The organism is Dehalobacter sp. DCM (assembly GCF_024972775.1).
In the GTDB taxonomy this organism is placed as follows: Bacteria; Bacillota; Desulfitobacteriia; order Desulfitobacteriales; family Syntrophobotulaceae; genus Dehalobacter.
Map to the genome: position 1 here is coordinate 265,934 of NZ_CP092282.1, position 25,575 is coordinate 291,508.

General features: G+C 45.3%; 20 protein-coding genes. 18 read left to right on the top strand and 2 right to left on the bottom strand.

Annotation, left to right across the window (positions count from 1 at the left end):
* Positions 1–110 precede the first annotated feature (110 nt).
* Positions 111–437, bottom strand: a complete 327-nt coding sequence (locus tag LPY66_RS01345; RefSeq protein WP_337986348.1) for a helix-turn-helix transcriptional regulator — start codon at positions 435–437, stop codon at positions 111–113.
* A 558-nt stretch (positions 438–995) separates the two neighbouring features.
* On the opposite strand from LPY66_RS01345, the gene LPY66_RS01350 reads away from it, so the two are divergent.
* Positions 996–1,445 carry a sigma-70 family RNA polymerase sigma factor gene (locus LPY66_RS01350; RefSeq protein WP_337986349.1) on the top strand — a complete coding sequence of 150 codons (450 nt, stop codon included), beginning with the start codon at positions 996–998 and terminating at the stop codon, positions 1,443–1,445.
* Positions 1,446–1,527: 82 nt separating this feature from the next.
* Here LPY66_RS01350 and LPY66_RS01355 read toward each other — a convergent pair whose 3' ends face one another.
* Positions 1,528–1,749 carry a hypothetical protein gene (locus LPY66_RS01355; RefSeq protein ID WP_337986350.1) on the bottom strand — a complete coding sequence of 74 codons (222 nt, stop codon included), beginning with the start codon at positions 1,747–1,749 and terminating at the stop codon, positions 1,528–1,530.
* 256 nt (positions 1,750–2,005) lie between these two features.
* Between LPY66_RS01355 and LPY66_RS01360 the strand changes: the two genes are divergently transcribed.
* The 17 genes from LPY66_RS01360 (at position 2,006) to LPY66_RS01455 (ending at position 25,562) form a co-directional block, all read left to right on the top strand.
* The gene (locus LPY66_RS01360; protein WP_337986351.1) at positions 2,006–2,713 is read left to right on the top strand and encodes a recombinase family protein; all 708 of its coding nucleotides are present in this window, start codon (positions 2,006–2,008) and stop codon (positions 2,711–2,713) included.
* Positions 2,714–2,729: 16 nt separating this feature from the next.
* Complete coding sequence (locus LPY66_RS01365; protein WP_337986352.1) at positions 2,730–2,891, top strand: SHOCT domain-containing protein; 162 nt, start codon at positions 2,730–2,732, stop codon at positions 2,889–2,891.
* 79 nt (positions 2,892–2,970) lie between these two features.
* The gene (locus LPY66_RS01370) at positions 2,971–4,602 is read left to right on the top strand and encodes a recombinase family protein (RefSeq protein ID WP_337986353.1); all 1,632 of its coding nucleotides are present in this window, start codon (positions 2,971–2,973) and stop codon (positions 4,600–4,602) included.
* Entirely contained in the window at positions 4,571–5,470 is a 900-nt protein-coding gene (locus LPY66_RS01375) for a recombinase family protein (RefSeq protein WP_337986354.1), read from the top strand. Before LPY66_RS01370 ends, LPY66_RS01375 begins: the two co-directional genes overlap by 32 nt.
* Positions 5,471–5,491: 21 nt before the next feature.
* Positions 5,492–7,156, top strand: coding sequence for a recombinase family protein (locus LPY66_RS01380; RefSeq protein ID WP_337988175.1), 1,665 nt, complete (start codon positions 5,492–5,494; stop codon positions 7,154–7,156).
* 226 nt (positions 7,157–7,382) lie between these two features.
* Entirely contained in the window at positions 7,383–7,655 is a 273-nt protein-coding gene (locus LPY66_RS01385; protein WP_337986355.1) for a single-stranded DNA-binding protein, read from the top strand.
* Positions 7,652–8,863: an ABC-three component system protein gene (locus LPY66_RS01390; protein ID WP_337986356.1), complete on the top strand. Its 1,212-nt coding sequence runs from the start codon at positions 7,652–7,654 to the stop codon at positions 8,861–8,863. The genes LPY66_RS01385 and LPY66_RS01390 overlap by 4 nt, the downstream gene beginning before the upstream one ends.
* Positions 8,847–9,344: a three component ABC system middle component gene (locus LPY66_RS01395; protein WP_337986357.1), complete on the top strand. Its 498-nt coding sequence runs from the start codon at positions 8,847–8,849 to the stop codon at positions 9,342–9,344. The genes LPY66_RS01390 and LPY66_RS01395 overlap by 17 nt, the downstream gene beginning before the upstream one ends.
* 1 nt (position 9,345) lies before the next feature.
* Positions 9,346–11,316, top strand: a complete 1,971-nt coding sequence (locus tag LPY66_RS01400; RefSeq protein WP_337986358.1) for a DUF3732 domain-containing protein — start codon at positions 9,346–9,348, stop codon at positions 11,314–11,316.
* 276 nt (positions 11,317–11,592) lie between these two features.
* Positions 11,593–12,138 (top strand): hypothetical protein, encoded by a 546-nt coding sequence (locus LPY66_RS01405; protein WP_337986359.1) that lies wholly within the window; start codon positions 11,593–11,595, stop codon positions 12,136–12,138.
* Positions 12,139–12,504: 366 nt separating this feature from the next.
* Complete coding sequence (locus tag LPY66_RS01410) at positions 12,505–13,290, top strand: ParA family protein (protein WP_337986360.1); 786 nt, start codon at positions 12,505–12,507, stop codon at positions 13,288–13,290.
* Positions 13,280–14,290 (top strand): ParB N-terminal domain-containing protein, encoded by a 1,011-nt coding sequence (locus LPY66_RS01415; RefSeq protein WP_337986361.1) that lies wholly within the window; start codon positions 13,280–13,282, stop codon positions 14,288–14,290. The genes LPY66_RS01410 and LPY66_RS01415 overlap by 11 nt, the downstream gene beginning before the upstream one ends.
* 1 nt (position 14,291) lies before the next feature.
* Complete coding sequence (locus LPY66_RS01420) at positions 14,292–14,483, top strand: hypothetical protein (protein ID WP_337986362.1); 192 nt, start codon at positions 14,292–14,294, stop codon at positions 14,481–14,483.
* A gap of 14 nt (positions 14,484–14,497) precedes the next feature.
* Complete coding sequence (locus LPY66_RS01440; RefSeq protein WP_443112450.1) at positions 14,498–22,870, top strand: GNAT family N-acetyltransferase; 8,373 nt, start codon at positions 14,498–14,500, stop codon at positions 22,868–22,870.
* Positions 22,871–23,067: 197 nt separating this feature from the next.
* Entirely contained in the window at positions 23,068–23,316 is a 249-nt protein-coding gene (locus LPY66_RS01445) for a hypothetical protein (protein WP_337986365.1), read from the top strand.
* Between the two features lie 8 nt (positions 23,317–23,324).
* Positions 23,325–24,386 carry a DUF3991 domain-containing protein gene (locus tag LPY66_RS01450; protein WP_337986366.1) on the top strand — a complete coding sequence of 354 codons (1,062 nt, stop codon included), beginning with the start codon at positions 23,325–23,327 and terminating at the stop codon, positions 24,384–24,386.
* 204 nt (positions 24,387–24,590) lie between these two features.
* Positions 24,591–25,562 carry a phosphoadenosine phosphosulfate reductase family protein gene (locus tag LPY66_RS01455; protein ID WP_337986367.1) on the top strand — a complete coding sequence of 324 codons (972 nt, stop codon included), beginning with the start codon at positions 24,591–24,593 and terminating at the stop codon, positions 25,560–25,562.
* The last annotated feature ends 13 nt before the right edge of the window (positions 25,563–25,575 follow it).

A 25,575-nucleotide genomic window follows, 5' to 3' on the forward strand; every position in this document is an offset into this window, starting at 1 on the left:
TTTTGCGGCTGGTCTTGATTTTATGTTAGACGATAATAAATTTTTTAGAATATGCAAAGGAATGAATTTTTGTTTATGTTATAGATCTGCGATTTTTCACACGGCATTTATTATTTATTATCTATTAGTGCTTGTATGGTTGCTGTTGCGATCTTTAAATCCCGTTCGTCGCATAGATATAATGATCGTACGAGTTGCTCTACCTTAGTATTAGGATGTTGGTTTTCGGGATAAAAGATTGTATCAGCAGATATGCCCAGTTCCCGGACAAGTCGGAACAGGACATCATAGCTCGGTTTCTTATTTTCATTCTCAATTGACATGAGATAGCGAGGTGTTATGTTTATAATTTCAGCTAATTGTTCCCGTGTAAGTCCTTTGATTTTTCGGGCAGTCTTAAGGATACTACCAAGCCTATCAATATTACTAAGTTCCATCAGTTCACCCCCAACAACAGTTTACAGTTCCTATTTGAATGATGAAACGATACAACGAAACTATATAAATGCGAATTGTTAGAGCGTATTAGTGGAGAAATACTTACATTGACATGGTATTAATAAATATTTAAGCAAAATAATGTAACCCGCCCAACAAAAAAAACGTAAGTTTGGCGGGGACTTTCTTATGCCCTAATAATTTTCCCCTCCAAACCTACAAGTTTGGAAGGTGTTTTTATGCTCATTCAGTATGCGACAAAAATTCAGAGGCTGCTATTGAATAGCAGCCGGGCGTGATGAAGCGGACATCATTTTATGTACCATAGTTAATGTTAAACGATTAAAAAAAGCCCATTCTGGTCAAGGGGCAAGTGCGGCCAGCTAGTAGAACTGTCAGAACATGGAAATAGGATATGTAAATTCTTAAACGCGCATTTGGATTGCATCCAAGTGTGCGTTTTTTGTCGTATAAAAAGGTTTTGTGTCAATTGTCGCTCCCCTCCCCTTGTTCTTCATTTCCAGATTTCAACAATCACGAAATGGAGGACAAGCCCTATGGCTAAATTTGAAAGAAAGACGAATTATCGGGAAAAACATCCCGATTTAAGCGATGAAATCATTGAGACACTTGAAAAAAGCGACCGGAAGATGGAGTACCAGCAATATGACCTGAAGGTGGAGAGATACAGGATTGACTATGCCAAAGGAGCCGTTACATACCTTCCTAGCCGAGAGGATTCCTACGAAAGGCTTCTGGAGGAAAACAGGCAGTTTGCCGCCGATGCTGAATGCGTGGATGATACCGTTGTGAAAGCTGTGATGATTGAGAAAATGCTGGCCTGCCTCAAGCGGCTTACCTCGAAAGAACAGGAGTTGATCACCGAACTGTTTTTCAAGAGCAAGAGTGAGCGCCAGTTATCGATGGAAACAGGCATTCCCTACATGACCATCCATGACCGAAAGGTCAAAATCCTTTACAAATTAAAAAAACTTATGGAAAAGTAAAAAAATTTCCGTGCAGCCCCCTCACTCAACGTGGAAGTAAGTGAGGGGGTTTTTCTATTCTCTCTTTTGCTCCTTGAAAATTTTATATCCGGCAGCATAAATACATGATCTGTCCAGCCGCGATGAGCGGCAGCGACATTGACGGGCGCGCCAAGACTGCCTGCAGATGGGTGACAGACATCTGTCGAACCGATGGCATCGAAGGTGACGAGCGGCAAAGCCCGGTCATAAAACAGTCTATGGTGGACTGTTTCGCAATGAAATGGACAGTGACAATGCTACTTCCGTCCAGCCACAGACTCAAGCAATGGGGGCGGCTCGCAGAGATCCTGGGAGAGGTGAAATTCCTATGAGGTTTGCCGACCACAAACCGTTTATGCTGCCGCCCTTTGAGCCGCAAGGCTTTTCCGCTTCGGGAAGTAGTGTCGAATAGAAGCGCAAATCGTAATGAAGAACAAGTAGATCATTTTTGATCTTGGAAACTATGCGGCAGGGCGGTCTTTTTCTGTCCTGCCGTATCCTTCTGAGATTAAATTCGAAATATCAAGGAGGAAAGCGATATGGAAAAGGAAGCGTTAGCAGAACTGCTAAAAAAGGATCTTGTCGTCGGATATGTGTACGGGCTTGATGGTGAGAGGCAGGAATACTACTTTGAGAAGTCTCCGTCCAACATCGCCAGCTTTGTCATGCTGAAAAAGGATCATGCGGACAAAATTGTTCTGACGGATACGCTGGACAGGCTGATATTAAATACCTTTGGCGAATTTATTAACAGCTGCCCGGATCAGAAGCTTCTGCAGGACATCACAAAAGAGCTGGTACCCATGCAACTGGGCGAAAAGGAGCCTGTCAGCATCCCGATTGCGAGCGTTGAAGAAGTTCAAGCCTTCTGGAGCCAGGAAAGCCGGCTGCGCGCATGGATTTACTGCCAGATCGACGCGCCGGAGGATACCCACGGAGCCTTAAAAGGGCAGAAAAAGGAGCTCATGGATTACGCCGAGCAGATGGAATTTGCGGTCGTTGGCGAATCTGAGGATATCGGGAGCAGTCTGGATTGTGACTGCGCCGGTCTCGCCGAGGTCATGAAGGCCGCCGGAGATGGCAAAATGGATATATTGCTTATAAAAAAGCTTGACCGCCTGGGGCGGGATACGGCAAAATTACTGGAGTTTCTAAGAGGACTGGATAAGCTGGGTGTCGAGCTTTATTCACCGTTGGAAGGCCTAATTCAGCTGGATTATCAAAGTCCTTCCCTTTCTCTGCAGTGAACGGAGGGTGAGAGATATGTCAAAGAATCAAGCAGCCAATGAGGTCAAATATAAGGTGGCGGTGAAACTACTGGATATAATGCTCCGTAACGGCCTTATCTCCCCTGCTGAGCACAAAAAAATAGACGAATTGAATCGTCAAACTTTCACGCCGGAGCTTTCCGGAGTATATGTGTAAAAACACTAGCTATCTCAAAGCTTGTGTGGTAATGTGTGTTGCTAACAGGAGGTCAAATATGGGAGAAAGGAGAAAACGCATGGCAAAAAAAGTAGTAAGAATAGATCCTGTTAGACAACAGGTCGTCCGGCAATTACAGCCGAAAAAGCGGGTGTGTGCCTATTGCCGGGTAAGTACCGATTCTCGTGAGCAGCAGAATTCTTTTACCACACAGATGGAGTATTACACTGCCTTAATTGAAAATCAAGAGAACTGGCAGTTTGCCGGAATCTACGCCGATGAAGCAAGAAGCGGGACGAAGCTGCAAAAAAGAGATGAATTCTTGAGGATGATGAAGGATTGCGAGGACGGGAAGATTGATATGATCATAACCAAATCCTTGACCCGGTTCGCCAGAAACACTGTAGACAGCATCCAGGCACTTCGGAGATTGAAGGAGTTTGGCGTCTCCGTCTATTTTGAAAAGGAGCATATCGACAGCCTGTCGGAGAAAAGTGAGCTGATGCTGACCATTTTAAGCTCGCTAGCTCAGGGTGAATCCGAAAGCATATCAACCAACAACAAATGGGCGGCGATTAAACGCTTTCAAGACGGTACCTTCATCCTTGGCACTCCCGCTTACGGCTATACCAAGGATGTAAATGGCGAGCTATTAATCCAGGAGGAAGAAGCCGCAGTAGTCCGTCGCATATTCAGAGAATATTTAAACGGTAAGGGCACATATGCAATCGCCAAGGATTTATCGGAGGAAGGAATCCCAACGATACGCTCGGCTGAGAAATGGCATGACGGTGTGATAAAGGAAATGTTGTTAAATCCAATTTACACCGGAAATCTGCTTCATCAGAAAACCATGACCACACAGGTGCTGCCCTTTAAGAGACAGAGAAACAAGGGTCAGCTTCCTCAATACCTGATTGAGGACAACCATGAACCCCTTATCTCACATGAACAGGTGGAGGCGATTAGGAAAATCTTCGAATACCGCAGAAAGCAGATGGGGATGGACGATTCGGAGAAATACCGAAGCCGGTACGCTTTCAGCAGCAAAATCTTATGCGGCGAATGCGGCGGTATGCTCCGAAGACAGAAAATCTACATCGGCAAGCCCTATGAGAAAATCCAATGGTGCTGCCGTCAGCACATTTTGGACAACACCAAATGCAGCCAAAAGGCAATTAGGGAGGATGACGTCCAGTGGGCTTTCAGTGTGATGTGGAACAAGCTTGTAAGCAATTATACCGATATCCTCACTCCCCTGCTGGATATACTTAAAAAGCTTCGAATGGACGAGCAGCAGGAGCAGGAAATCGGGGACTGCAGTAATAGAATCATGGAACTTACAGAGCAGGGTCATATACTCAGTAGATTGGTATCGAAGGGGTATATAGACCCTGCGGTATTTATAGAGCGGCAAAATACCCTGACAATAGAGCTTGCCGCTATAAAAAAGAAAAGAAGCCAGCTTCTGGATAATAACGGTTTCGACCAAGAGATCACCGGAACAGAGCAACTACTGGAGCTGATCAGAAACAATCCTCATGTTATTGAAGAATACCGTGAGGATTTTTTTTTACAGGCGATAGACAAGGTCATCATACAGAAAAATGGACAAATCATCTTCCGGCTTATCAACCGACTGGAGTTGTCCGAATCCTACAGGAAGGAGGCGGTAGAGGATGATGCAAAGGCATATGCCCATCGGGTATAAGCTGGTGGATGGTAAAATACAGCTTGATGAACCCAAGGCGGCTGTTGTAAAAAAGATATTTGCAGACTATCTGTCCGGAGCCTCCACCTCTTCCCTTGCAAAGCGGCTTACCGAAATGGGCTTTCCAAACGCCAACAACAAAGCCTCCTGGAATCATGGCTCAATAGGCAAGATACTGGAGAATGTCAAATGCCTTGGGGATGAATTCTACCCGCAGATGATTGGCACAGAACTGTTCGAGCAGGTGCAGAAACGCCGACAAGAACGCTGTGAACAGCTGGGGCGAAGCATTCAGCCGAACAGCGCGAACCGCCAATATTCATTCACAGGAAAGCTCCGGTGTGGAGAATGCGGTGAGGTTTACCGCAAATACATCGAGCACTGTGGCAGAGCATCGGAGAAGTCGTTCTGGAAATGCAAGAGATATATTTACAGGAACCGAGTGTGCTGCCGGTGTGGTTTCCTCGCAGATGAGCAGATTGAAAAAGCCTTCATTGAGGTAGCCAACCGGATTCTAGCAAGATTGCAAATCCTCGACCGGACGCCAAAGAAAGAGCCAATTCCAAATAGCCTTGTATATAATAAATTGGATCAGCGGATTAGAGAGCTGGAAGCAGAAGGACGGTATTCGTCCAAGGAGCTTCCGGCTCTTATTTTTGAACGGGCACAAGCTTTTTATAAAACAGCGAGAATCGATGACACTGACCATAACACCGGGAAGATGAAACAGGCATTTTCAGGCAGACAGCTTATCGTGGAATTTAATGAGGAACTGTTTCTGACGGTAATAAAACAGATCACGGTCTACGCCGATCATCAGCTGGTGTTTGAATTTATAAACGGATTAACTATGGAAGCTGGATATTAAGCCAAGGAAGGAGAACCTATGATGCAGACAGCGACAGCAAAAAAGAAAAGCATATCCCTTATACCTTCCCTACCGGAGTATGACAGGAGCATAAAACCTCAGTTTAAAGCCCTGCGGGTGGCGGCATACTGCCGTGTCAGCACCACGCTGGAGCAGCAGGAAACCAGCTACGAAGCCCAGGTTTCCTACTATACCGAAAAAATCAAGAGCAATCCCAACTGGAAGCTCGCCGGAATCTATGCGGATGACGGTAAAAGCGCCACAAACACCAAAAAGCGAGATGACTTCAACACCATGATCGAGGACTGCATGGCCGGAAAAATCGACATGGTCATCACCAAGTCGGTCAGCCGCTTTGCCAGAAACACGGTGGACAGCCTGCAGAACATTCGCAAGCTCAAGGAAATGAACGTTGCCGTCTTCTTCGAAAAAGAAGGGGTGAATACGCTGGAGGGAACCGGCGAGCTTTTAATAACCATCCTGAGCAGCCAGGCGCAGGAGGAAAGCCGGAACCTTAGTGAAAACACCCGGTGGGGTCTTGTCAGACGATTTGAGAACGGCATCGTCTCGGTCAACCATAATAAGTTTTTAGGCTACACCAAGGATAAGAATAGCGAGTTGGTCATCGTACCGAAGGAAGCAGAGCTGGTCAGACGGATTTTCCGGCTTTACCTTGAAGGAAGCAGCATCATACAGATTACTAAGATATTAGAGTCAGAAGGCATCACCACCGTCACCGGACTGACCAAATGGTGCCCCGGCGTCATCGAAAAAATGCTGAGCAACGAAAAATACATGGGCGACGTCCTACAGCAGAAAACCTATACCATCGATTTTCTCACCAAAAAGCGGGTGAAGAACAAAGGCATCGTCCCCCAGTATTACATAGAGGATGACCACGAGGCCATCATCCCCAAAGAGCTTTATTATCAGGTGCAGGAGGAAAAAGCACGGAGGGCGAGCCTAAGCAAAACTGCGGCAGCCCGAAGGGCAAAGCAGGAAAATGAAAAGGAGAAAAGTAAATACAGTTCCAAGTTCGCCCTGACCGACATTATGGTGTGCAAGGAATGCGGCCAGCCGTACCGTAGGCAGGTATGGTCAAAATACGGTCAAAAAAGCGCCGTTTGGCGATGTGAGAACCGCCTGAAGAATGGAACCAAGAACTGCAAGTACTCCCCCACGTTCAAAGAGGAAGTCCTTCATGACGCCATAATGACTGCCATTAACAATGTAGTGGAAAACCGCGGCGAGTTTGTCGGCGCCTTCCGCGAGAACGTCATACGGGTCATTGGCAGCCACTCCACAAAAAATGTGACTACCGAATATGACGGACAAATTGAAAAGCTGCAGGCTGAAATGCTGGTTTTAATAGAGGAAAATGCTAAGCAAGGCTCCATAACGGAGGATTTTGATGAGCAATACCATAGAATAGCAGAGCAGATCAACGACCTTAAGCAGAAAAAGCTGGAGCTGGTGCGGGAGCAGAAAATAGCGACTGATATTCAGCAGAGGCTCGACGATATGGATGTCTGCCTGAAGAAAACTACCTGCGAGGTCAGAGAGTTTGACAACGACCTCGTCAGGAGGCTCCTGCAGAGCATCAAGGCTGTCAAGGATGATCTGATAGAGATCCAATTCAAATCCGGAATAGTGATGAATCAGCGAGTTTCATACTTCGATTTTTAAGCAGCGGCAGGGGCAGTAAATAGCTGTCCTTGCCTGAAGAAAATAACTGTTAAGACTAAAATCCTCAGTGTCGCTGAGGGTTTTAGTGTTGGTAGCTAATATAAAGTTAAAAGATTTAAGAATATTTGGTAAATTTACGCACTTTTTGTTGAAACAAATCTCCCAAAGATATACAATTGTAATAACAATGTTGTTTATATTGTTATTACATCTTGGGGGTTAAAAAATGGCAAATGTCAATGGCCTATTAGAAATTGCAATAGATGAAACATCTAACATAAATCCTGGTGAAATCTTTTTGTTAAGAGATTTATTCAAGGGTTATGAATGGAATAGAATATCTAGAAGTGACCGTCTATTGTTAGGTACATTATTCCTTAACTATATCAATTCAGTAAATAACGAGGTAACCCCTATAGAGAAGACTTCTTCTGGTCAGCAAAGATATAAAAAATCCACTGATAAGCAGGATGTTTTTGAGGGGGCGGCTCATCAATGAAGAATGTTAAATTAAGTAATACTCATGTACCAGATAAAGTTTATGCTTATTCACTGCAGGTCAGACATATGATGTACGAACTACTTGACTGTAAAGATGGAGATGCTGTTAGTGTTGAGGTCTTCGATGACATCGGGGTGGAAAAATCAGATGGAACAAAGGAAGCTATACAGGCAAAAAGTGCATTATCAAGTAGAAACCCTGTTTCAGATCGAGCTACTGATTTGTGGAAAACATTGTATAATTGGTTAGTTGCTCTACAAGAAAAAGAGATCAATATCGAATGTACAAAATGTAAGTTGCTGATTACTGTAGATAAACATGGCGGTATTGTTGACTCTTTTAATAATGCTACTACGGTAGAAGAAGCCAATAAAGTTTGGGAAACAGCAAAAAACGAGTTTTATGACGAAAAAGGAATTGAAAAGAAACTTGGAGATGAATATGCAGATTACATTCGTGCATTCTTTTCTAATAAGAGCAAGTCAGATGCCTGTAATGTTATTAAAAAGTTTAAACTCGAAACGTTAGCTAAAAAGCATACTGAAGTTTTATATGAAAGATTTGAGGAAAAAGCTTTTATTGCAAAAAATTCACTCGATATAATGTTTGTTTACATGTTGGGTTGGATTGACAAACGAACTGCTGAATTAGCAGAAGATAGAAAGCCAATGATCATATACAGCAAAGATTTTAGAAATGAATTAACAGCTAAATATCGAGAAGTTAATCAAAAATTAAGCTTAGTTGAAATAGCCCCAAAGCCATCGGAAAATATGATAAACGACGAATTGGAAGCATTTCGTGTATATGTTGAACAATTAGATATTGTGGATTGTGATTATACGGATAAAATAGAGGCTGTTAGTGATTATTTACGTGCATCAGCAAACAGGACAGCCTGGGCAGAAAAAGGAGACATTAGTAAAGATGCAATCTCATCATTTTCTGAAGAATTAATTAGAATCTGGAATAACAAGAAGAAAATATTAGATATTATACAAAAAACCTCAGAGGAAAGTGAAAGAGGTAAGTTACTATATTTTGAATGTAAAGATAAGCAAGTAGATATGGGAACTTTTGTTGCTCCCTCCTTTTTTACGTCAGGATGTTTTCATACCTTAGCAGATGACGAAAGTATAGGATGGCATCCAGAGTACAAGAAGGTTTTAAAAGAGAGGAGGAGTAAGAATGGGGAATCTCTCTAAAGAATTTGAGAACGTACAAAATCCAGCGCTAGGTGCATATATAATATGGAATTTTTCAAGGGGTTATTACGAATACAACTCTTCATTTATACCATTTCAATTATTTTTTGTTGTGCTACCAATTATTTTTAGAGCCGATTTAGTCGATATTATTACATCAACGCAAAAACAATCAGGGTTAAGATATTTTGCAGATAAGTTCCTTACTACTAAAGTATTAAAAAATGATATGGTTTCTCATATACATAAGGCTAGTGAAGGGACAAAACTTCTTACATTAAAGTCACTGCAAATTGCAATTCATGCTAATCTCATTTCGTTAGATGCAGAAAGTGCATTACTATTCCCAATAACTATTTCTGAAAAGAAAAGTGAATCTGCCTCCGTAATACGGTTAGGAAAGGCAGCTGAAAAACTAGGTAACTGGTGTGCAAGATTAACTATGCACGAAATATCTCAAATATTGAAAGTGAGGTTTTAGCATGGATTTTCAAATAAAAAAGTTGATTTTATGGCCTAAAAAGCAAGAATACGATTTTAAAGAAATTGAATTTGAACTAAATCAAATCAACATTATTACTGGTGCTTCCAGAACGGGAAAATCTGCTATAATACCGATTATCGATTACTGCCTTGGTTCAGGCAGTTGCTATATTCCTGTTAAAACTATTCGTAATGCATGTAGTTGGTTTGGTATATTAATTTCATCAAATGGAAGTGAAATATTATTAGCAAGAAAAGAACCTGGGCTACAAAAGTCAACGGATGATATGTTTTTAATGGAGGGTAAATCGGTAGAAATACCATCGCAAGTGATTAAGAATACTACTAGGCAGAATGTAAAACATTTTTTGGATGAATCGGCTAAATTATCATTTCTAGATATTGAGGCAGATACCAATAATCAGTTTTTTGGACGTCCATCATTTAGAGACTTAATGGCATTTTGCTTTCAACCTCAAAATATAGTTGCAAATGCAAATACACTATTCTATAAAGCAGACACCACAGAACATCGAACAAAATTAATTAACATTTTTCCATATATTCTAGGGGCTGTGACACCGGAAATTTTAGCTAAACGTCAACAAATTAACGATCTGACAAGAGAATTAAACAGAAAACAAAGAGACTTGCAGAAGCTAAAGGATGTATCTGAGAAGTGGAAGATTGAAATCAACGGATGGGTAAGTCTAGCTAAAGAGTATGGAATCATTAGCAACCTAAAAACTGATGAATTGGCATTTGATGATCAAGTCAATTTGCTCAAGGAACTAATAAATAAAAATTCTTCAGATGCAAATATTGATAGTGAAAAGATCATTGCTGCTTCACATGAAATGATAGATTTAAGAAAAGAAGAAAGTTCTGTTGCTATGGAATTGACAAAATCAAAAAGTCGTTATACAGAGATGTCTCAACTTTTTGATAGTTTGGATACATATAGAAATTCTTTGTCAATTCAAGTAGAACGTTTAAATATTTCAAAATGGCTTCGTTCATTAAGTGAACAAAGCAGTGCTTGTCCTATTTGTGGAACTACAAATGTTAAGGATGGTGTTCTTGAGCAACTTTATAATAATCTAGAAAAGCTGGAAGATGAAACTGGTTATACAAAGGCTATTCCTGCAGCTTTTGAAAGAGAATACGAAAATGTAAAGAAGGAAATAGGCATATTAAGTGAGCGCTTATCAGCAGTACAAAAAAGAATCAAAATTCAGAGCGAAGTGAAAAATGCATCTGAAAATGAGAAATATACATTAGACGGCATTTCTAGATTTTTGGGTAAGGTTCAATATGCCAGCGAAACATTTGATTTATTAGGAACAGATAGTGCATTAATAGATGCAATTAATCGAGTGCAGAAGGATTTAGATGACCTAAAAAAACAAGTAGATGAAATTGCAATTGAAAAAAAGATTGATACCGCTATTAGGACTGTATCATCTAATACTATGAAATTAATTCCTTTACTTGATTCGGAAAGACCTAATGATCCAATAAAAGTAGATTATAAGAACTTAACAGTAATAGTTTCATCAGATGATGGACGCGATGATTATTTATGGGAAATTGGTAGTGGATCTAATTGGCTTGCATATCATATTGCAGCAACATTAGCTTTTCAAATATTCTTTAGTAATACGGCAATGTCATCAGTTCCTAATTTTATTGTTTATGATCAGCCAAGCCAAGTTTATTTTCCCCAAAAAATAGCTGCTAAAGAAGATGACAAAGAACTTGACCCAACATTGGATGATGAAGATAGGCTTGCTGTAGAAAAAATATTTAAAACTATGGCTTCTGCAATGGCAATGGCTAATAAACCAGTGCAAATTATAGTATTGGAGCATGCAGATGAAAGTGTATGGGGAAAGGTTGAGAGAGTACATGAAGTATGCGAATGGAGAGGCGAAAACCAGAAGTTAATACCAAAAGAATGGATTGATTAATATCCATATGCATGAAAAAGATAGAATACTGATATTAGTTGAAGGTAATATAAAACTTATGTTAGTAGTAGATCACCCAATTTGAGTTTTACTGCTAAGGGAACCACCAGCTTAGCACCTTTTTATCTACTCAAGGGGAAAGATCAAGACAAGCAATCTTGAACAAAAAACTCGGCATCTTGATAGATAAAAGGGAAAAAATCAAGCATAGCTTCAAGTACATACTGATCGAAATAACAGAGCTTTATAAACAATGATTTACAAGAGGAAAACCTTATGAAAGTATTTTTAGATGAAGCAGGAAATACAGGATGTGTAGATGAATATCAGGATAAAAATTGGTGGTACAGGTTAGATAATAACTGTATCATTATCAATGATGTTCATTTCAATATCCATTCATATTATGAAAACTTAAAGATTTTCACAGAAGAAAATATTGGAGATAAGGAAGCGTTAATTGAGATTACAAACTCAATTATGTCGCACCTTATAACACTAGCCGAAAAAGTGATTGGCTTATATAATGAATACCTGAATGGAACTAAAACAGAAGAAACCCTTGTTAAAGATATGGAAGCAGTTATTCCTTCAATTGATAAGTATTATTTTGAAGAAACTGATCTCGCTATACCCCCAATTGAGCTAAAAGAGTGGAGTCAGTGTTGCTCAAATTTATCTGCTACAATACACGATTTCACCTTGTTCTATAACAAGAGGTATTTGTCAACCAGAACAACTGATAATAGGATTGCGTGTATGAATATAACGGTAAGTAGATATTATGAGGATTTAGAAGCGCTTAAAAAAACTGGGTTATGATTAATGCCGGAATAATAATCGGTATTGCGGTTTAAAAATCAAAAAAAACAGCTATTTGTATCGAATAAAGCCTTCAAGAAGTCAACACGCTTTTGAAGGTTTTATTGCTTACAAATTACTTGGGTTGTAAAGCAAAATGTAGCTACTAATTCGACGAAAAAAAGCCTGCAACAGGCTATGGTTTCGGAATATACCCGGCCGCCAAGGGGATACCAGACTGGTACGGCATCTTCGCTGGTGCTATAATAGGGCTAAATTAGGGAAACCGTTGAAACAACAGGGTTTTCACTGATTAAGCCCTATTTTTTTACGCCCTTTTTAGGGCACAAAAATTAGCAATCTAAAATAAAAAGGAGGAAAGAGCAGATGTGCAAAATAATTACGGTTGCAAATCAGAAAGGTGGTGTATCAAAAACAACTAGTGTTCGCAACCTGGCCTACTCCCTTGGGGAGTTAGGCCTTCGTGTTTTGGCGGTTGACTATGATCCCCAGTCCAATTTATCAGCTTCCCTTGTGTTGGAAGATACCCATGAAATTGGCACAACGATAGCAAATTTAATGACAATGGCAATGGATGAGGAAAAACTGCCGTCTAAGAGTGAGTATGTTTACCGGCGTGGGAAACTTGACTTTATCCCCAATGACATCCATTTGTCGGTTGTCGAATCCAATCTGCGGTTGGAGATGGGAAGCGAAAAATTGCTTTTCAACATTCTTGAGCCTTTGTGTAAGGACTATGACTATATCCTCATTGATACAAATCCCTCCCTTGGCCCGCTGACAATCAACGCCCTTTCCGCAGCAGACAGCGTTCTCATTACAATCAACCCTGAGTTTTACGCAACCATAGGGCTCCAGGATCTGACCAAGACCATTCTGAAAATAAAACGCAGGATTAACCCTAAAATTGAATTTGAGGGTATCCTTATGACCATGTGCGATATGCAGACAAATCTGCACAAAGAAGTCAGCGCGGAAGTGAATGAAGCATACCGGGGAGGCATGAGAGTTTTCAAGACCTCCATTCCTCGCTCCATCAGGGTGGGCGAAGCAAACCGCTGCGGAATGAGCATCATGGAATACGACCCCAAATCCAAAGCCGGACTTGCATACATGGAATTTGCAAAGGAGTTGAGTGGGTATGCCGGATAGACCTGCACCGAAACGGATTAAATCAATGGACGAACTGCTTATGGCAGTGGAACCGGAGGGTCAAGCAACCGATATAAAAAACGGTGTAGTCCGCCTGAAGTTTACTGAGGTGGACCCATACCCCAATCATCCTTTTCGCTTGTACAGCGGTGAGCGTTTGGATGATATGGTTGCAAGCATCAGCAATTATGGCATCCTGACCCCAATGATTGCCCGCACCAAGGATAACGGAAGATATGAAATGCTTGCAGGGCACAACCGCATGAACGCCGGCACACTGGCAGGACTTGACGAAGGCGAATTTATTATCAAGGAAAACCTGTCGGATGAGGAAGCATGGATGTATGTCATCGAAACCAATGTCATGCAGCGTTCCTTTGCCGATATGCTGCCGTCTGAAAAGGCGGCAGTGCTTACTTTACGGCATTCAAAAATGTTCTCGCAAGGCAAGCGCAATGACATTATCGCAGAGCTTAAAATGCTTGAAAATCCGCAGTACATCAAGGGAAAATCGACTTCTCCCCTAATAGGGGAAAAGTTGCACAGCGATGTTCAGTTGGGCATTGAATATGGCTTGTCAAAAAACTCCGTATCGCGATTATTACGGATTGATAAATTGAACGAAGCGTTGAAAGGACGTGTTGATACTTCCGAAATAGGAGTTTACCCTGCCGTCGCCCTCTCCTACCTTGCCGAAGCGGAACAGCAGGAAATTGAAAAGGTGCTGTCCGAAAATGAATTCAAAGTGGATATGAAAAAGGCGGAAATGCTCAGAAGCTACTCCGAAAGCAGCATACTGAACGAGAAAACCGCCTATCAAATCCTTTCGGGTGAAATCAATAAAAAGCCGAAATCAACCACACCACCCCCTGTCAAAATCAAGCACAAGGTCTATTCCAAGTATTTCCCCGCAGACACAAAAGCAAGCGAGATCGAAAGAATCGTTGACGAGGCCCTCGAATGGTATTTTTCCAACAAGGTAAAAGAGGAGACGGCTTAAAATGACAAGAAATGTCTTGACCTGTGTGAAATGCGGAGGCAATGACTTTGAGGTATCCTACGGCACAGACTGCTCCCGTGACGAAAAAGGAAATGAAAATTGGGAGCTGGCGCTGGTCTGCAACCACTGTGGCTACTTGACAACCGTAGCCCGCACCAGAGGATATATAGCGGAAATCGAGCCTGTCAACTAAGAGGAGGTGAAATTTTGAGAAAGGATGAAAGACTGAGGACGGTCTATGAAACCATAGCGCCCCACATTACCCGTACCGAGAGCGCATGGCGGGATTATCTCGGTTTTGCGGCACGGTTTTATAAATACAGCTTTGACAACGCCCTGCTGGTGTACGCGCAAAATCCAAACGTCACCATGCTTGCCACTACACCGATATGGAACAGATTCGGCAGATACATCGATAAAGGCGCAACAGGACTGGCGGTCTGCGAGTATGACAAGGCCAGGCTGACCATTAAGCACCTGTTTGATATCTCTCAGACCCATGGCCGGGAAATCATACCGACAAACTGGCAGCTTGATGATAAGATGAAAACAGAGCTGACCAGCCGTCTTTCCTATGCTCACAATCTTACATCCTCCGGTTTTGGCGAGTGCCTGAACCAATTGGCGGAAGAAGCGGTTGACGAGCGCCTGGACGATTATCTGCAAGATTTTGACTTTGACCTTGAAGGCCACCTGTTTTCACAGTTGCCCCAGGACGGATTGCTCAGTCAAATCCAGGAGATCGTCAAAGACAGCGTAACCTACTTTATCGGCAAGCGATGCAGCCTTGCAGATGGTGAAATCCATACCGGCGACGGGATGATCACCATTGCCCATTTCGACAGCATTCCGTTGATTGCAAGGCTCGGATACACCGTGACCGATATCTCCAAAGGCATACTTCTGGAAATAGAACGGACAATCAGAATAATTGAACAGGAAAAGAGGATGACACATGAGCAAAATCGAGATGAACTACACCGAGAAGGACGGAGTGCTGCTCCCGAACCTTCAAATCTCCAACAACAGCGAGGACGACAGCCAACCCCTGGGCAAGTACGGCAGAATGGCGATGGAATACCTGCACAAAAACCATCCTCAGCGGTTTATGATTTTGAAAATGGATGGCACGCTGATGGGGATAATGCACCGGGTCCACAGGGAAGCGGTGGAGAAAATCGAATACATCACCCAGCAGATGCTGGAGGCCGAACCGATGCCGGCAACGGAGGACATCCTGGAGAAGACCCGCCATCTGAACAGCTTGCGGTCGGCAGCGGAGGAAATCGTGCTGAACGAGATCATATTCAAAGCGAGGTAAGCCCGCCGCCCCCAAATAATCAAAAGGCAGAGCCGCCCGAAAGCGAACAGGAGTCGCCGTCGGATGGCTCTTTTTTTATGCCAAAGGCACAGGTTGAGGCAGCGAGACAGACTGGACGAAAAGCATCCTATATAAATGTAGAATACACGGATGAACAGGTACGGGAATATTACGAAGACATTTTAAAAAGCACCGATCTCTATCCTCTTGAAATGTATGAGAAAATTCAGGAGCTCTTTACGGACAACATGCCTCTTGAAGACAAGGCGGTCGCCCTATCCAAAATTTACGAGGACTACGGCAACGCGGAATATCAGGCGGACGTATTGCTGAAAACCACTCACCGGGGTGCGGACGGGATGTCGTTTTCCTTCGGGAACGGTGATACACACATGCCATGGCACACCATCGCCCACATCATAGAAGTCCTTATGGACGAAGGCGAATATCCGGCGCCTATCCCGGAGGAAAGCCTTGCGGACAGAATCGGTGACTTCAACATCCCCGATGAGATTGATGAAATGCCCATTGCAGACGAGAATACTTCTCCCATCGCCCAGGAAAAAGATGAACCAAGCGAGCAGGAGCTGTATGCCTGTGTGGATAGGTATCTTTGCAATACGCAAATCGTGTATAAAGGCTGGCATGGTGAAATAGCGGCGGAGCTTGCCAATGATAATGAAATAGATGAATATCTGATGGCCGACTATTTCCGGGACCTGGATGAACGCGAAACGCGGATTGATGATCACATTGTCACCTGTTTTGTGGAGGATAACGGCGTTGAATTTCAGATTGACCGCTATGATGTCGCATTGTCCTGGACGGAGCTTGCTAAAAAGATAAGGACCCTAATCGAAATTGGCGCTTTCCCCGTGCCGAAAACCGTAGATATAAAAAAAGAGGGACAGCCACCATTGATCAATGTCCTGGTGGTGGAGCCGGAGAAAAAGCCCTGTCTCACCGCCATTCCAAGAGGAAGCAATGCCTTGCAGGAAAAAGTCGGCGGACGGATTACCACCCTTAAAATCGGGGACGGCATAGATGCTGTCTGCGCTGAGGATGCCGGCTTTGAAACCACACCCATCAACCGTATGATAAACGGCCAGCCTATCTTCGGCACCTTTGTTGTGGCAAGGGTGAACTACAATACAGGTGAATATGAATCTCTGCAAGAGGCCGACATCCAAAAGTACATGACAGAACTCGCCACCCCGCTTGTAGACATTACCAGACTGGTTGCGGAGTATGAGGAAATAGAAGCCACGCAGGAAGATACCGCGCAGGATATTGAAGCGATGGGCTTTTATCCCCCGCAGCTAGGTTATGAGGAAGACCCTAATGTCCGAGGCAGTGCTAACTTTACACAAATTGAGGGCAACCCCAGGTTTGACGAAACAGAACCCTTTGTCCCAAAGCCTGTAGCTAATCAGCAGATGACCCTGTTCGATATAGAAGCTATCCCGAAGGACAGGGAAGCGGAATTGATTGAATATGTGCTGCTGGAGGGCAGCTTAATCGTCGGAGGCAAACAGCGTGTCTATGAATTTGCCATGACCCGGCCCACCGGTTCTGCCTTTGAAAAAATGTTAAAGAACGAATACGGCATTGGCGGCCATACCGTCGGCAAGCATGGCATCGGTTTTGAAAACCATAACAGCAAGGGGATCGTGTTTGACTGGACCGATGATAAAGGAGAAAAGCACGAGACCAAAATCACCTGGATTCGGGCAGCTATTGGCATTCAAAGGCTCATAGATCAGGGACGGTATATCGGAAACCCCACACCCGCTCGTACAGTTGAGACTGAGAAACCCGATGAAGATAAAGAAATCGATTCCCATATCTTTTTTAATATACAGGTTCAAATCAGGGAAACCCATCTGGATTATCACAACGGGCAGCATGATTTTTTGTCTGAGGCGCTCTATAACGGCTTCCTCGTTGGAGCCTTACAATACAGCGAGTATGAAGGCATTCCCCATATCAGCCATATTGAAGTGCTTGCGGATTACCGCCGCCGGAGTGTGGGAACGCAGCTCCTTCAAGCGCTCCAAAGCAAATATCCCGACAGGGAGATCGAATGGGGCATGACGACGGAGGACGGTGCCGCCTTGAAAGATGCCGTCACCTTTGAGGTGGAGAATGAGGCGTATACCGAACTGCAAAAGGAATATGACCGGATTGCCGGCCAGCTTGCGGAGTTGGAGGCCGAATGGGCAGATAAGGCAGTACCCGATGAAATTTCAACACATTGGAACGGCCTGCATGACCGGCAGCAGGATATTGAAGAAACGCTGTATGATGAAAAACCGTATAAAAGCTTTGTGCAGACGGCTGTACCCCAAACAGAAACCGAGCCGGTTACGGAGCCTGTTTCCAAACCCAGTCCTGCCAAAATCAATTTCCGCTATTCCGGGGACTATGCCCTCTACCCAGGCGGCGAAAAAACCAAGTACAAAAACAATGTGGAAGTCATCAAGCTGCTAAACAAAATTGAAAGCGAAAAACGGCTTGCCACCCTTGATGAACAGATTATCCTGGCCCGGTATGTGGGCTGGGGCGGGCTTGCCAATGCCTTTTCCGATACGGCCAGCGGCTGGGAGAAGGAATACCACGAATTGAAGCACCTGTTGGATGAGAAGGAATACGCGGATGCCTTGAATTCCGTTATTACCGCCTACTACACAGAACCGGAGCTCATACGGCGAATCTACAAAGCTTTTGAGGGCTTTGGTTTTACAGGCGGCGAGGGCAGAAAGATACTTGACCCCGCCATGGGAACGGGGAACTTTTTTTCCGTGCTTCCCGAAAGCTATGAGGGAACGCCCTTGTATGGCGTGGAATTGGACAGCATCACCGGCAGGATCGCAAGGCAGCTTTACCAAAAGGCGAATATTCAGGTGCAGGGTTTTGAAACTACCCGTTTTGAGGACAACTCCTTTGACATTGCTATCGGGAACATCCCCTTTAACAACATCAAGCTCTATGATAAACGGTACGACAAAGAGGATTTCCTGATCCATGATTATTTTATAGCCAAATCCCTTGACCTTGTAAAGCCCGGCGGCATCATCGGCTTTATCACAAGTAAAGGTACGATGGATAAGAGGGATACCGCTGTCCGCGAGTATATTGCCCGCAGAGCGGACCTGATCGGAGCCATCCGGCTGCCGAACACGGCGTTTAAGGCTCTTGCCGGAACGGAGGTTACGGCGGACATCCTGTTCTTTCAAAAGCTGGAGCAGCAGCGTACCGGCGATAAATACTCCCTTCCCGATTGGGTATTTACCAACATGCGGAAGGCCGACTCTATCAGTCTCAATCAATATTATATCGACTATCCCGAAATGGTGCTCGGTGAAATGAAGTTTAGCAGAAATATGTATGGGCGTGAGGATGACACGGCCTGTATCGCTCCCGAAGGCCAGGACCTTTATGCGGAGCTTGACAGAGCCATCGGAAATTTGCACGCCGCCTTTACCGCCGAAGCAGACCAGCCCTTTGAGGAAATAGAGGAAGCCGGGGAAGAAAACGCGGGCGAACTGGACGCTCCCGAAGGGACAAAAAACTATACCTATGTGGTGCAGGACGACAGGATTTGCTACTGCGAGCGCAACAAGCTGATACCGCAGGACTACACCGGCAAACGCGCCGAGCGCATCAAGGGCTTGTGTGACATCAGAAAGGCGCTGTTGGAAGTCATCCGAATTCAGACCAATGATTACGCACCTGACGAATTGCAGCAGGCGCAGAAAACCTTGAACGGAGTGTATGACCGCTTTGTAAGACAGTGCGGCGCCATCAATGACAAGGCCAACATCGCCGTATTCTCCGATGACGACCAGTTTCCTTTGCTCCGTTCCATTGAGGACCAGAGTGAGGATAAAAAATCCTGGAACAAGGCCCCCATTTTTTATAAGGCCACCATCCGTTCCTACCGCCGCCCCATCCATGCCGAAACAGCCAAGGAAGCTCTGGAAATATCCCTGAACCTGAAAATGAAAATTGACCTTTCCTATATGGAAGAGTTGACGGGCAAATCGGCGGATGAACTTATCCATGAGCTTGGAGACCACATCTATCTCAATCCGCAGAAATACTACGGCAATTATTATGAAGGCTGGGAGCTGAACGAGGAATACCTGAGCGGACAGGTGCGGGATAAGCTGCTCTATGCCAAACAGAAGGCCGAAGAATATCCCGAACTGTTTAACAGGAACGTGCAGGCTCTGGAAACAGTGCAGCCCAAATGGCTGGAGCCCTCCGACATTGACTTCCGCATCGGAAGTCCCTGGATACCCATTGAATATTTCCAGCATTTCATGCACGAAACCTTTGGCACTACGAATTATCTGAGGGACTTAATTACAGTTGACTACATGGAATATACCACCACCTGGCGCGTCAACGGCAAGACAAGGGAGCTCACCTCCGTTAAGGTCAACAACACCTACGGCACAAAGCGGGTCAACGCCTATCAAATTTTCGAGGATTGCCTCAACCTCCAATCCACCACGGTCCGCGATCCGGTCCCCTATGTGGACAGAAACGGCAAGGACCAGGTTCGGTATGTGGTCAATGCCAATGAGACCATGATTGCGCGGGCCAAGCAGAATCAAATCAAGGAAGCTTTTGCCTCATGGCTTTTTAAGGATAAGGACAGAGCTGATATCCTGCTTAAACTATACAATGAGAAATTCAATACCATCCGTCCCCGTGTCTATGACGGCAGCCACCTTATCTTTCCCGGCATGAGCGAGGAAATGGAGCTGCGGCCCCATCAAAAGAACTTCGCGGCACGGGTTATTTACTCCGGTACAGGACTGGCCGGCCATGTTGTGGGCGCCGGCAAAACGGCGGCGATGATTGCGGCGAGCATGTATCTCAAAAATATCGACGCCATCAAGAAACCCGTCTATGTGGTGCCGAACCACCTGACGGAGCAGTGGGCAAAGGAGTTTTACCGGTTCTTTCCGCAGGCCAGCATCCTGGTTACCACCAAAAAAGATTTTGAAGCGAAGAACCGGAACAAGTTTGTTTCCAAGATCGCTATGGGTGAGTATGACGCGGTGATCATCGGCCATTCCCAGTTTGAAAAAATACCTATTTCCAAGGAACGGCAGGAAGCACAGATCAATCACGAGATCAACCAGCTTTCCTATATCATCAAAAAAATAAAGGAAGAAAAGGGAGAAAATTGGGCGATCAAACAAATGGTCATCTTTCAGAACAATCTCAAAGCCCGCCTCGACAGGCTGGCGGCAGAGGAAAAGAAGGATGACCTTTTGAATTTCGAGCAGCTTGGCGTGGATTATATGTTTGTGGACGAGGCCCATGCCTATAAGAACTGCTTTACCTACACTAAAATGCGCAACGTGGCAGGCCTTGGCCGATCCGCAAGCCAGCGGGCGACGGATATGCTTTTGAAATGCCGGTATTTGCAGGAAATGGGCAGCGGTAAAGGCGTGGTGTTTGCCACCGGTACGCCTATCTCCAACAGTATGAGTGAAATGTACGTCATGCAGCGGTATTTGCAGCCGCAGATGCTGGCAAGATTGGGACTCAACTATTTCGATTCCTGGGCGGCCACCTTTGGCGAGGTGATATCGTCCCTGGAAATCACGCCGGAAGGCTCCGGCTACCGCATGCGCAACCGCTTCGCCAAGTTCCACAACCTGCCGGAGCTGATGAATATCTTCCAGCTTGTGGCGGATATCCAGACCGCTGATATGCTGAACCTCCCCGTCCCTGAAATTGAGGGCGGCAAGGCAACCATTATTGCCACCGAAGCTACACCCTTCCAGAAGATGATTATGGAAAGCTTTGTGGAACGTTCGGAAAAAATCCGAAACCGCGAGGTGGAGCCCCATGAGGATAACATGCTCAAGCTCACAGGTGAAGCCAAACTGATGTCCATTGATCCCCGCCTGGTTTACGAGGATGCCCCCAATGACCAGGACAGCAAACTGAACATCGCCATCGGCAATGTCTTCGATATTTGGCAGGAAAGCACGGAACAAAGGCTGACGCAGCTTGTGTTCTGTGATTCCGGTACACCAAAGCCCGAACAGTTTAACGTCTATGATGAAATGAAAAGGTGTCTGATGGAGAAAGGTGTACCGGACGAAGAAATCGCCTTTGTCCATGACGCTAAAACCGATGAGCAAAGAGAAGCCCTGTTCGAGAAGGTACGCATGGGAGAAATCCGTATCCTGTTGGGCAGCACAGGCAAGCTCGGCACCGGCACAAATGTGCAGGACAGGCTGGTGGCAGTCCATCATCTGGAATGCCCGTGGCGGCCAAGCGACATTGAGCAGCGCGACGGCAGGATACTCCGCCAGGGCAATCAAAACCTTGTTGTCAGAATCCTGCGGTATGTTACGAAAGGAACCTTTGACAGCTATTTGTGGCAGATCCAGGAACAAAAATTGAAATATATCTCACAGGTGATGACAGGCAAGAGCATTTCCCGATCCTGTGAGGACATGGATGAAACGGTGCTTTCCGCTGCCGAAGTCAAGGCGATTGCGACCTCCAATCCTCTGCTGGCAGAAAAAATGGAAGTGGACAACGAGGTTATCCGGCTGAAGCTGCTCAAAGGCAACTGGAATAATGAGCATCTGACCCTGGGACGAAATATTAATAATCAATACCCCGAGACCATTGCTTATTGTGAGAAAAAGATTGCGAGTATCGGCAAAGATGTGGCATTGCGGGAGAAAACTGAGGGGAAAGATTTTTCCATAGTGATTGATGGCAAAACCTATAATGAGCGCGTCAAGGCCGGAGAGCAGCTCCTGCTGATGACGAAGCTCAATGACCTTGCGGTAAACGGCGAACCTTCGTTAGTCGGTGAATTTAGGGGCTTTCACCTCTTGCTTGTGCTGAATGCCTTTAAGCAATTGGAACTGCTGGTTAAGGGCAACAACACCTACAGCACGCCTCTTGGCGACTCATCCCTCGGTGGTATAACAAGGCTTGAAAACGTGATCGAAAAGATACCGGCGGTACTGATGAATATGGAACAAAAGCTGGCAGATACCCAAACGCAGCTTGAAGAAGCGAAAAAGGAAGTCCAAAAGTCTTTTGAGTTTGAACAGCGTCTGAATGAATGTTCCGCAAGGCAGGTGGAGATCAACACCAGACTGGAGTTTAAGGAGCTTCAAAAGCAGGAGGAAGTCATTTTTGACGAAAACACCGCGGCTGAGACAGAGAAGACCTGTAATGAAGAAGCCTGGGAGACGGAATATGCTTAAGCCGCTTCCCAGGCATAGTTTTTTTGAAATTCAAGGAAAGGATGTGATAGTTATACCGATGGTGGCAACACAAAAGCCTTATACCTTGTCTGTGGTACCTGATGACGATCCGGTCAGCCCGCGCGAGGACAGGGACAATTTCGGTACAATAGTCTGCTTCCATAGGCGGTACACGCTGGGCGACGAACATCATTACGATGGCGCCGGAAGACAAACGGCTGTTGGAATACCTGCTGACTCTGCCTGAAAACCGGGCAGAGCTTTTTAATCGGACAGAGTTAAATCAGATTTACACCCTTACTATTGCCGCCGGACAATCGGGCGATCTGGACAAAACTGCGCTTAAAACCCTGGAAGCCATCGTATATAAGCTGGACAGGGTGCTTCCTGCCCTGCCTGAAACGGCGGAAAATGTGCGGGAGATTGATAACGAATTGGAGGTGTGACGCAGCCTATGGCACAAACGGCAACGAAACCCCTTCGCTTCACAGAGGCACAGATCGAACAGGCCAACCGGATCAGCCTGATGGAGCTTGCTCAGCAGTACGGATTCAAGCTGGAAAAGGGAGGGCGCAAAGCCTTCCATGCCCAAAATTCCGGTGGTCTCTACATCTTCAAGGACAGCAACCGCTTTTACCACTGGACCTCTAATTCAAAGGGCAGTGCCATTGATTTTGTGATGAAGTATGACGGCAAAACCTTTACCGAAGCGGTAGCACAGTTAATTGGCGAAAGCTACGAGCCTTATGTCAGGGAGCGCATCCCCTACGTAAAAGCAGAAAAAGATCCTCTTGTCCTGCCCGACAAGGCCGCCAACTTCAAGCGGGCCTATTGGTATCTGGTGAGCATTCGGGGAATTGCACCGGAGGTTGTCTCTCTTCTGATGAACGAGCGAAAAATCTACCAGGAAGCGAAATACGGCAACTGCGTGTTTGTTGGCTATGACAGGGATAAAAACCCGAAATACTGCTCCATGCGGGCGGCTCGCAAGGAAAGCGATTTTAAGCAGGATAAAGAGAATTCCGACAAGAGCTACCCCTTCTATGTAGAGGGCAAAAATGATACCGTCATCGTTTCCGAAAGCCCGATCGACCTGATGAGCCATGCCACCCTTGCCAAAATGCACGGTCTGGATTGGAAGCAGGATCACCGCTTATCCCTCGGCTGCACCTGGGACGGCGCGCTGGAGAGATACCTGAAGGACCACCCTGAAATTAAAAAAATTGTCTTTGCCCTGGACAACGACTTCAACGTCAGGGATAAAGACGGCAAGCGAGCACCCAATTACGGACAGGTGGCGGCAGAAAAATACTGCGGAAAATACGGCGAACAGGGCTATGCCTGTGCCATTCACCGGCCCCACCTCAAAGATTTCAACACGGACCTGACGGAAACCCGTAAAGGCAAAAGCCCGAAGGAACTGGACGCCATGCGGGTTTCCATCCTGGAAGCCGAATTTGAGAGCGAGGTGCGGGATGAGCCGGAGGACGAATCGGAGGACGAGCTGGAGCTCTGATTTTCTTTTCACAGGAATACCCCTTCCCCAATCGGGGAAGCCCGAAACGAAAAAAACGAAGGTCGCAAGACCCTCGTTTTTTTCAGTTAAGGCAGGAATAGATTTGTTGAACAAATCGTCAAAACAGCTTGCCGACAGTGTCGGCAACGTTGTTAAAACCCTATATATATTGTTAGTTTTTTGTTAAAGCGAAAGGATGTGTTCATGGAACGCTGGCAGTTGGTACAGCGCCAGAGTCTCCCGCTTGAAGCAAAGATCATATTAACAGAGAAAAGAATTCGTGAGTGGGTGGATTACTATGGCCTTTACGGAACCTATGTTAGTTTTTCCGGCGGCAAGGATTCCAGTGTTCTCCTGGACATTTGCCGCCGCTTGTATCCGTCCATGACGGCGGCGTTTTGCGATACGGGCCTGGAGTATCCCGAAGTGCGGGAGCATGTAAAGCGGATGCCCAACGTGGAATGGCTGAAACCTAAAGTCCCTTTTAAGGAAGTTTTGCAGAAATACGGCTATCCCATCATCTCAAAAGAGTATGCCGACTATATCCACCGGTTGCAGCGTTCGCCGGACAATGAGGCGGTCCGCAATAAAGTGATTAACGGGATCTGCGTCAGCGGACGGCCAACCAGCTTTAAGCTTCCGCAGAAGTGGCATCATCTTATCGACAGCGGAATTAAAATAAGCGCGGACTGCTGCGGCGTAATGAAAAAATCGCCGCTGAAATCCTTTGAGAAGAAAAATAGAGTGTTTCCCATCATCGGTGTAATGGCGGCTGAGAGCAAACGCCGGGAACAGAATTATCTGAAAGACGGGTGCAACGCCTTCAAGCTAAAGCGGCCCCAGTCACGCCCCATCTCCACATGGACGGAGCAGGATATTTTACAGTATATCGTCATAGAAAAGCTGCCCATTGCCAAATGCTACGGCGAAGTCGTACCGGCAAGCGGGCAGCTTTCTTTATTTGACCCGCCTCTGCTGGAAACAACCCTGTGCAAGCGTACCGGTTGCATCTTCTGCGGCTTTGGCTGCCATCTTGAGAAAGAGCCGAACCGCTTTCAACGGTTGAAAGTGACGCACCCGAAGCTGTGGGAGTATTGCATGAAGCCTGTGGAAATGGGCGGGCTGGGGATGAGGATGAGGCCGGTGCTGCTTGCCTATGGCGTAAAAATCAAATAAACCAAAGGAGTTT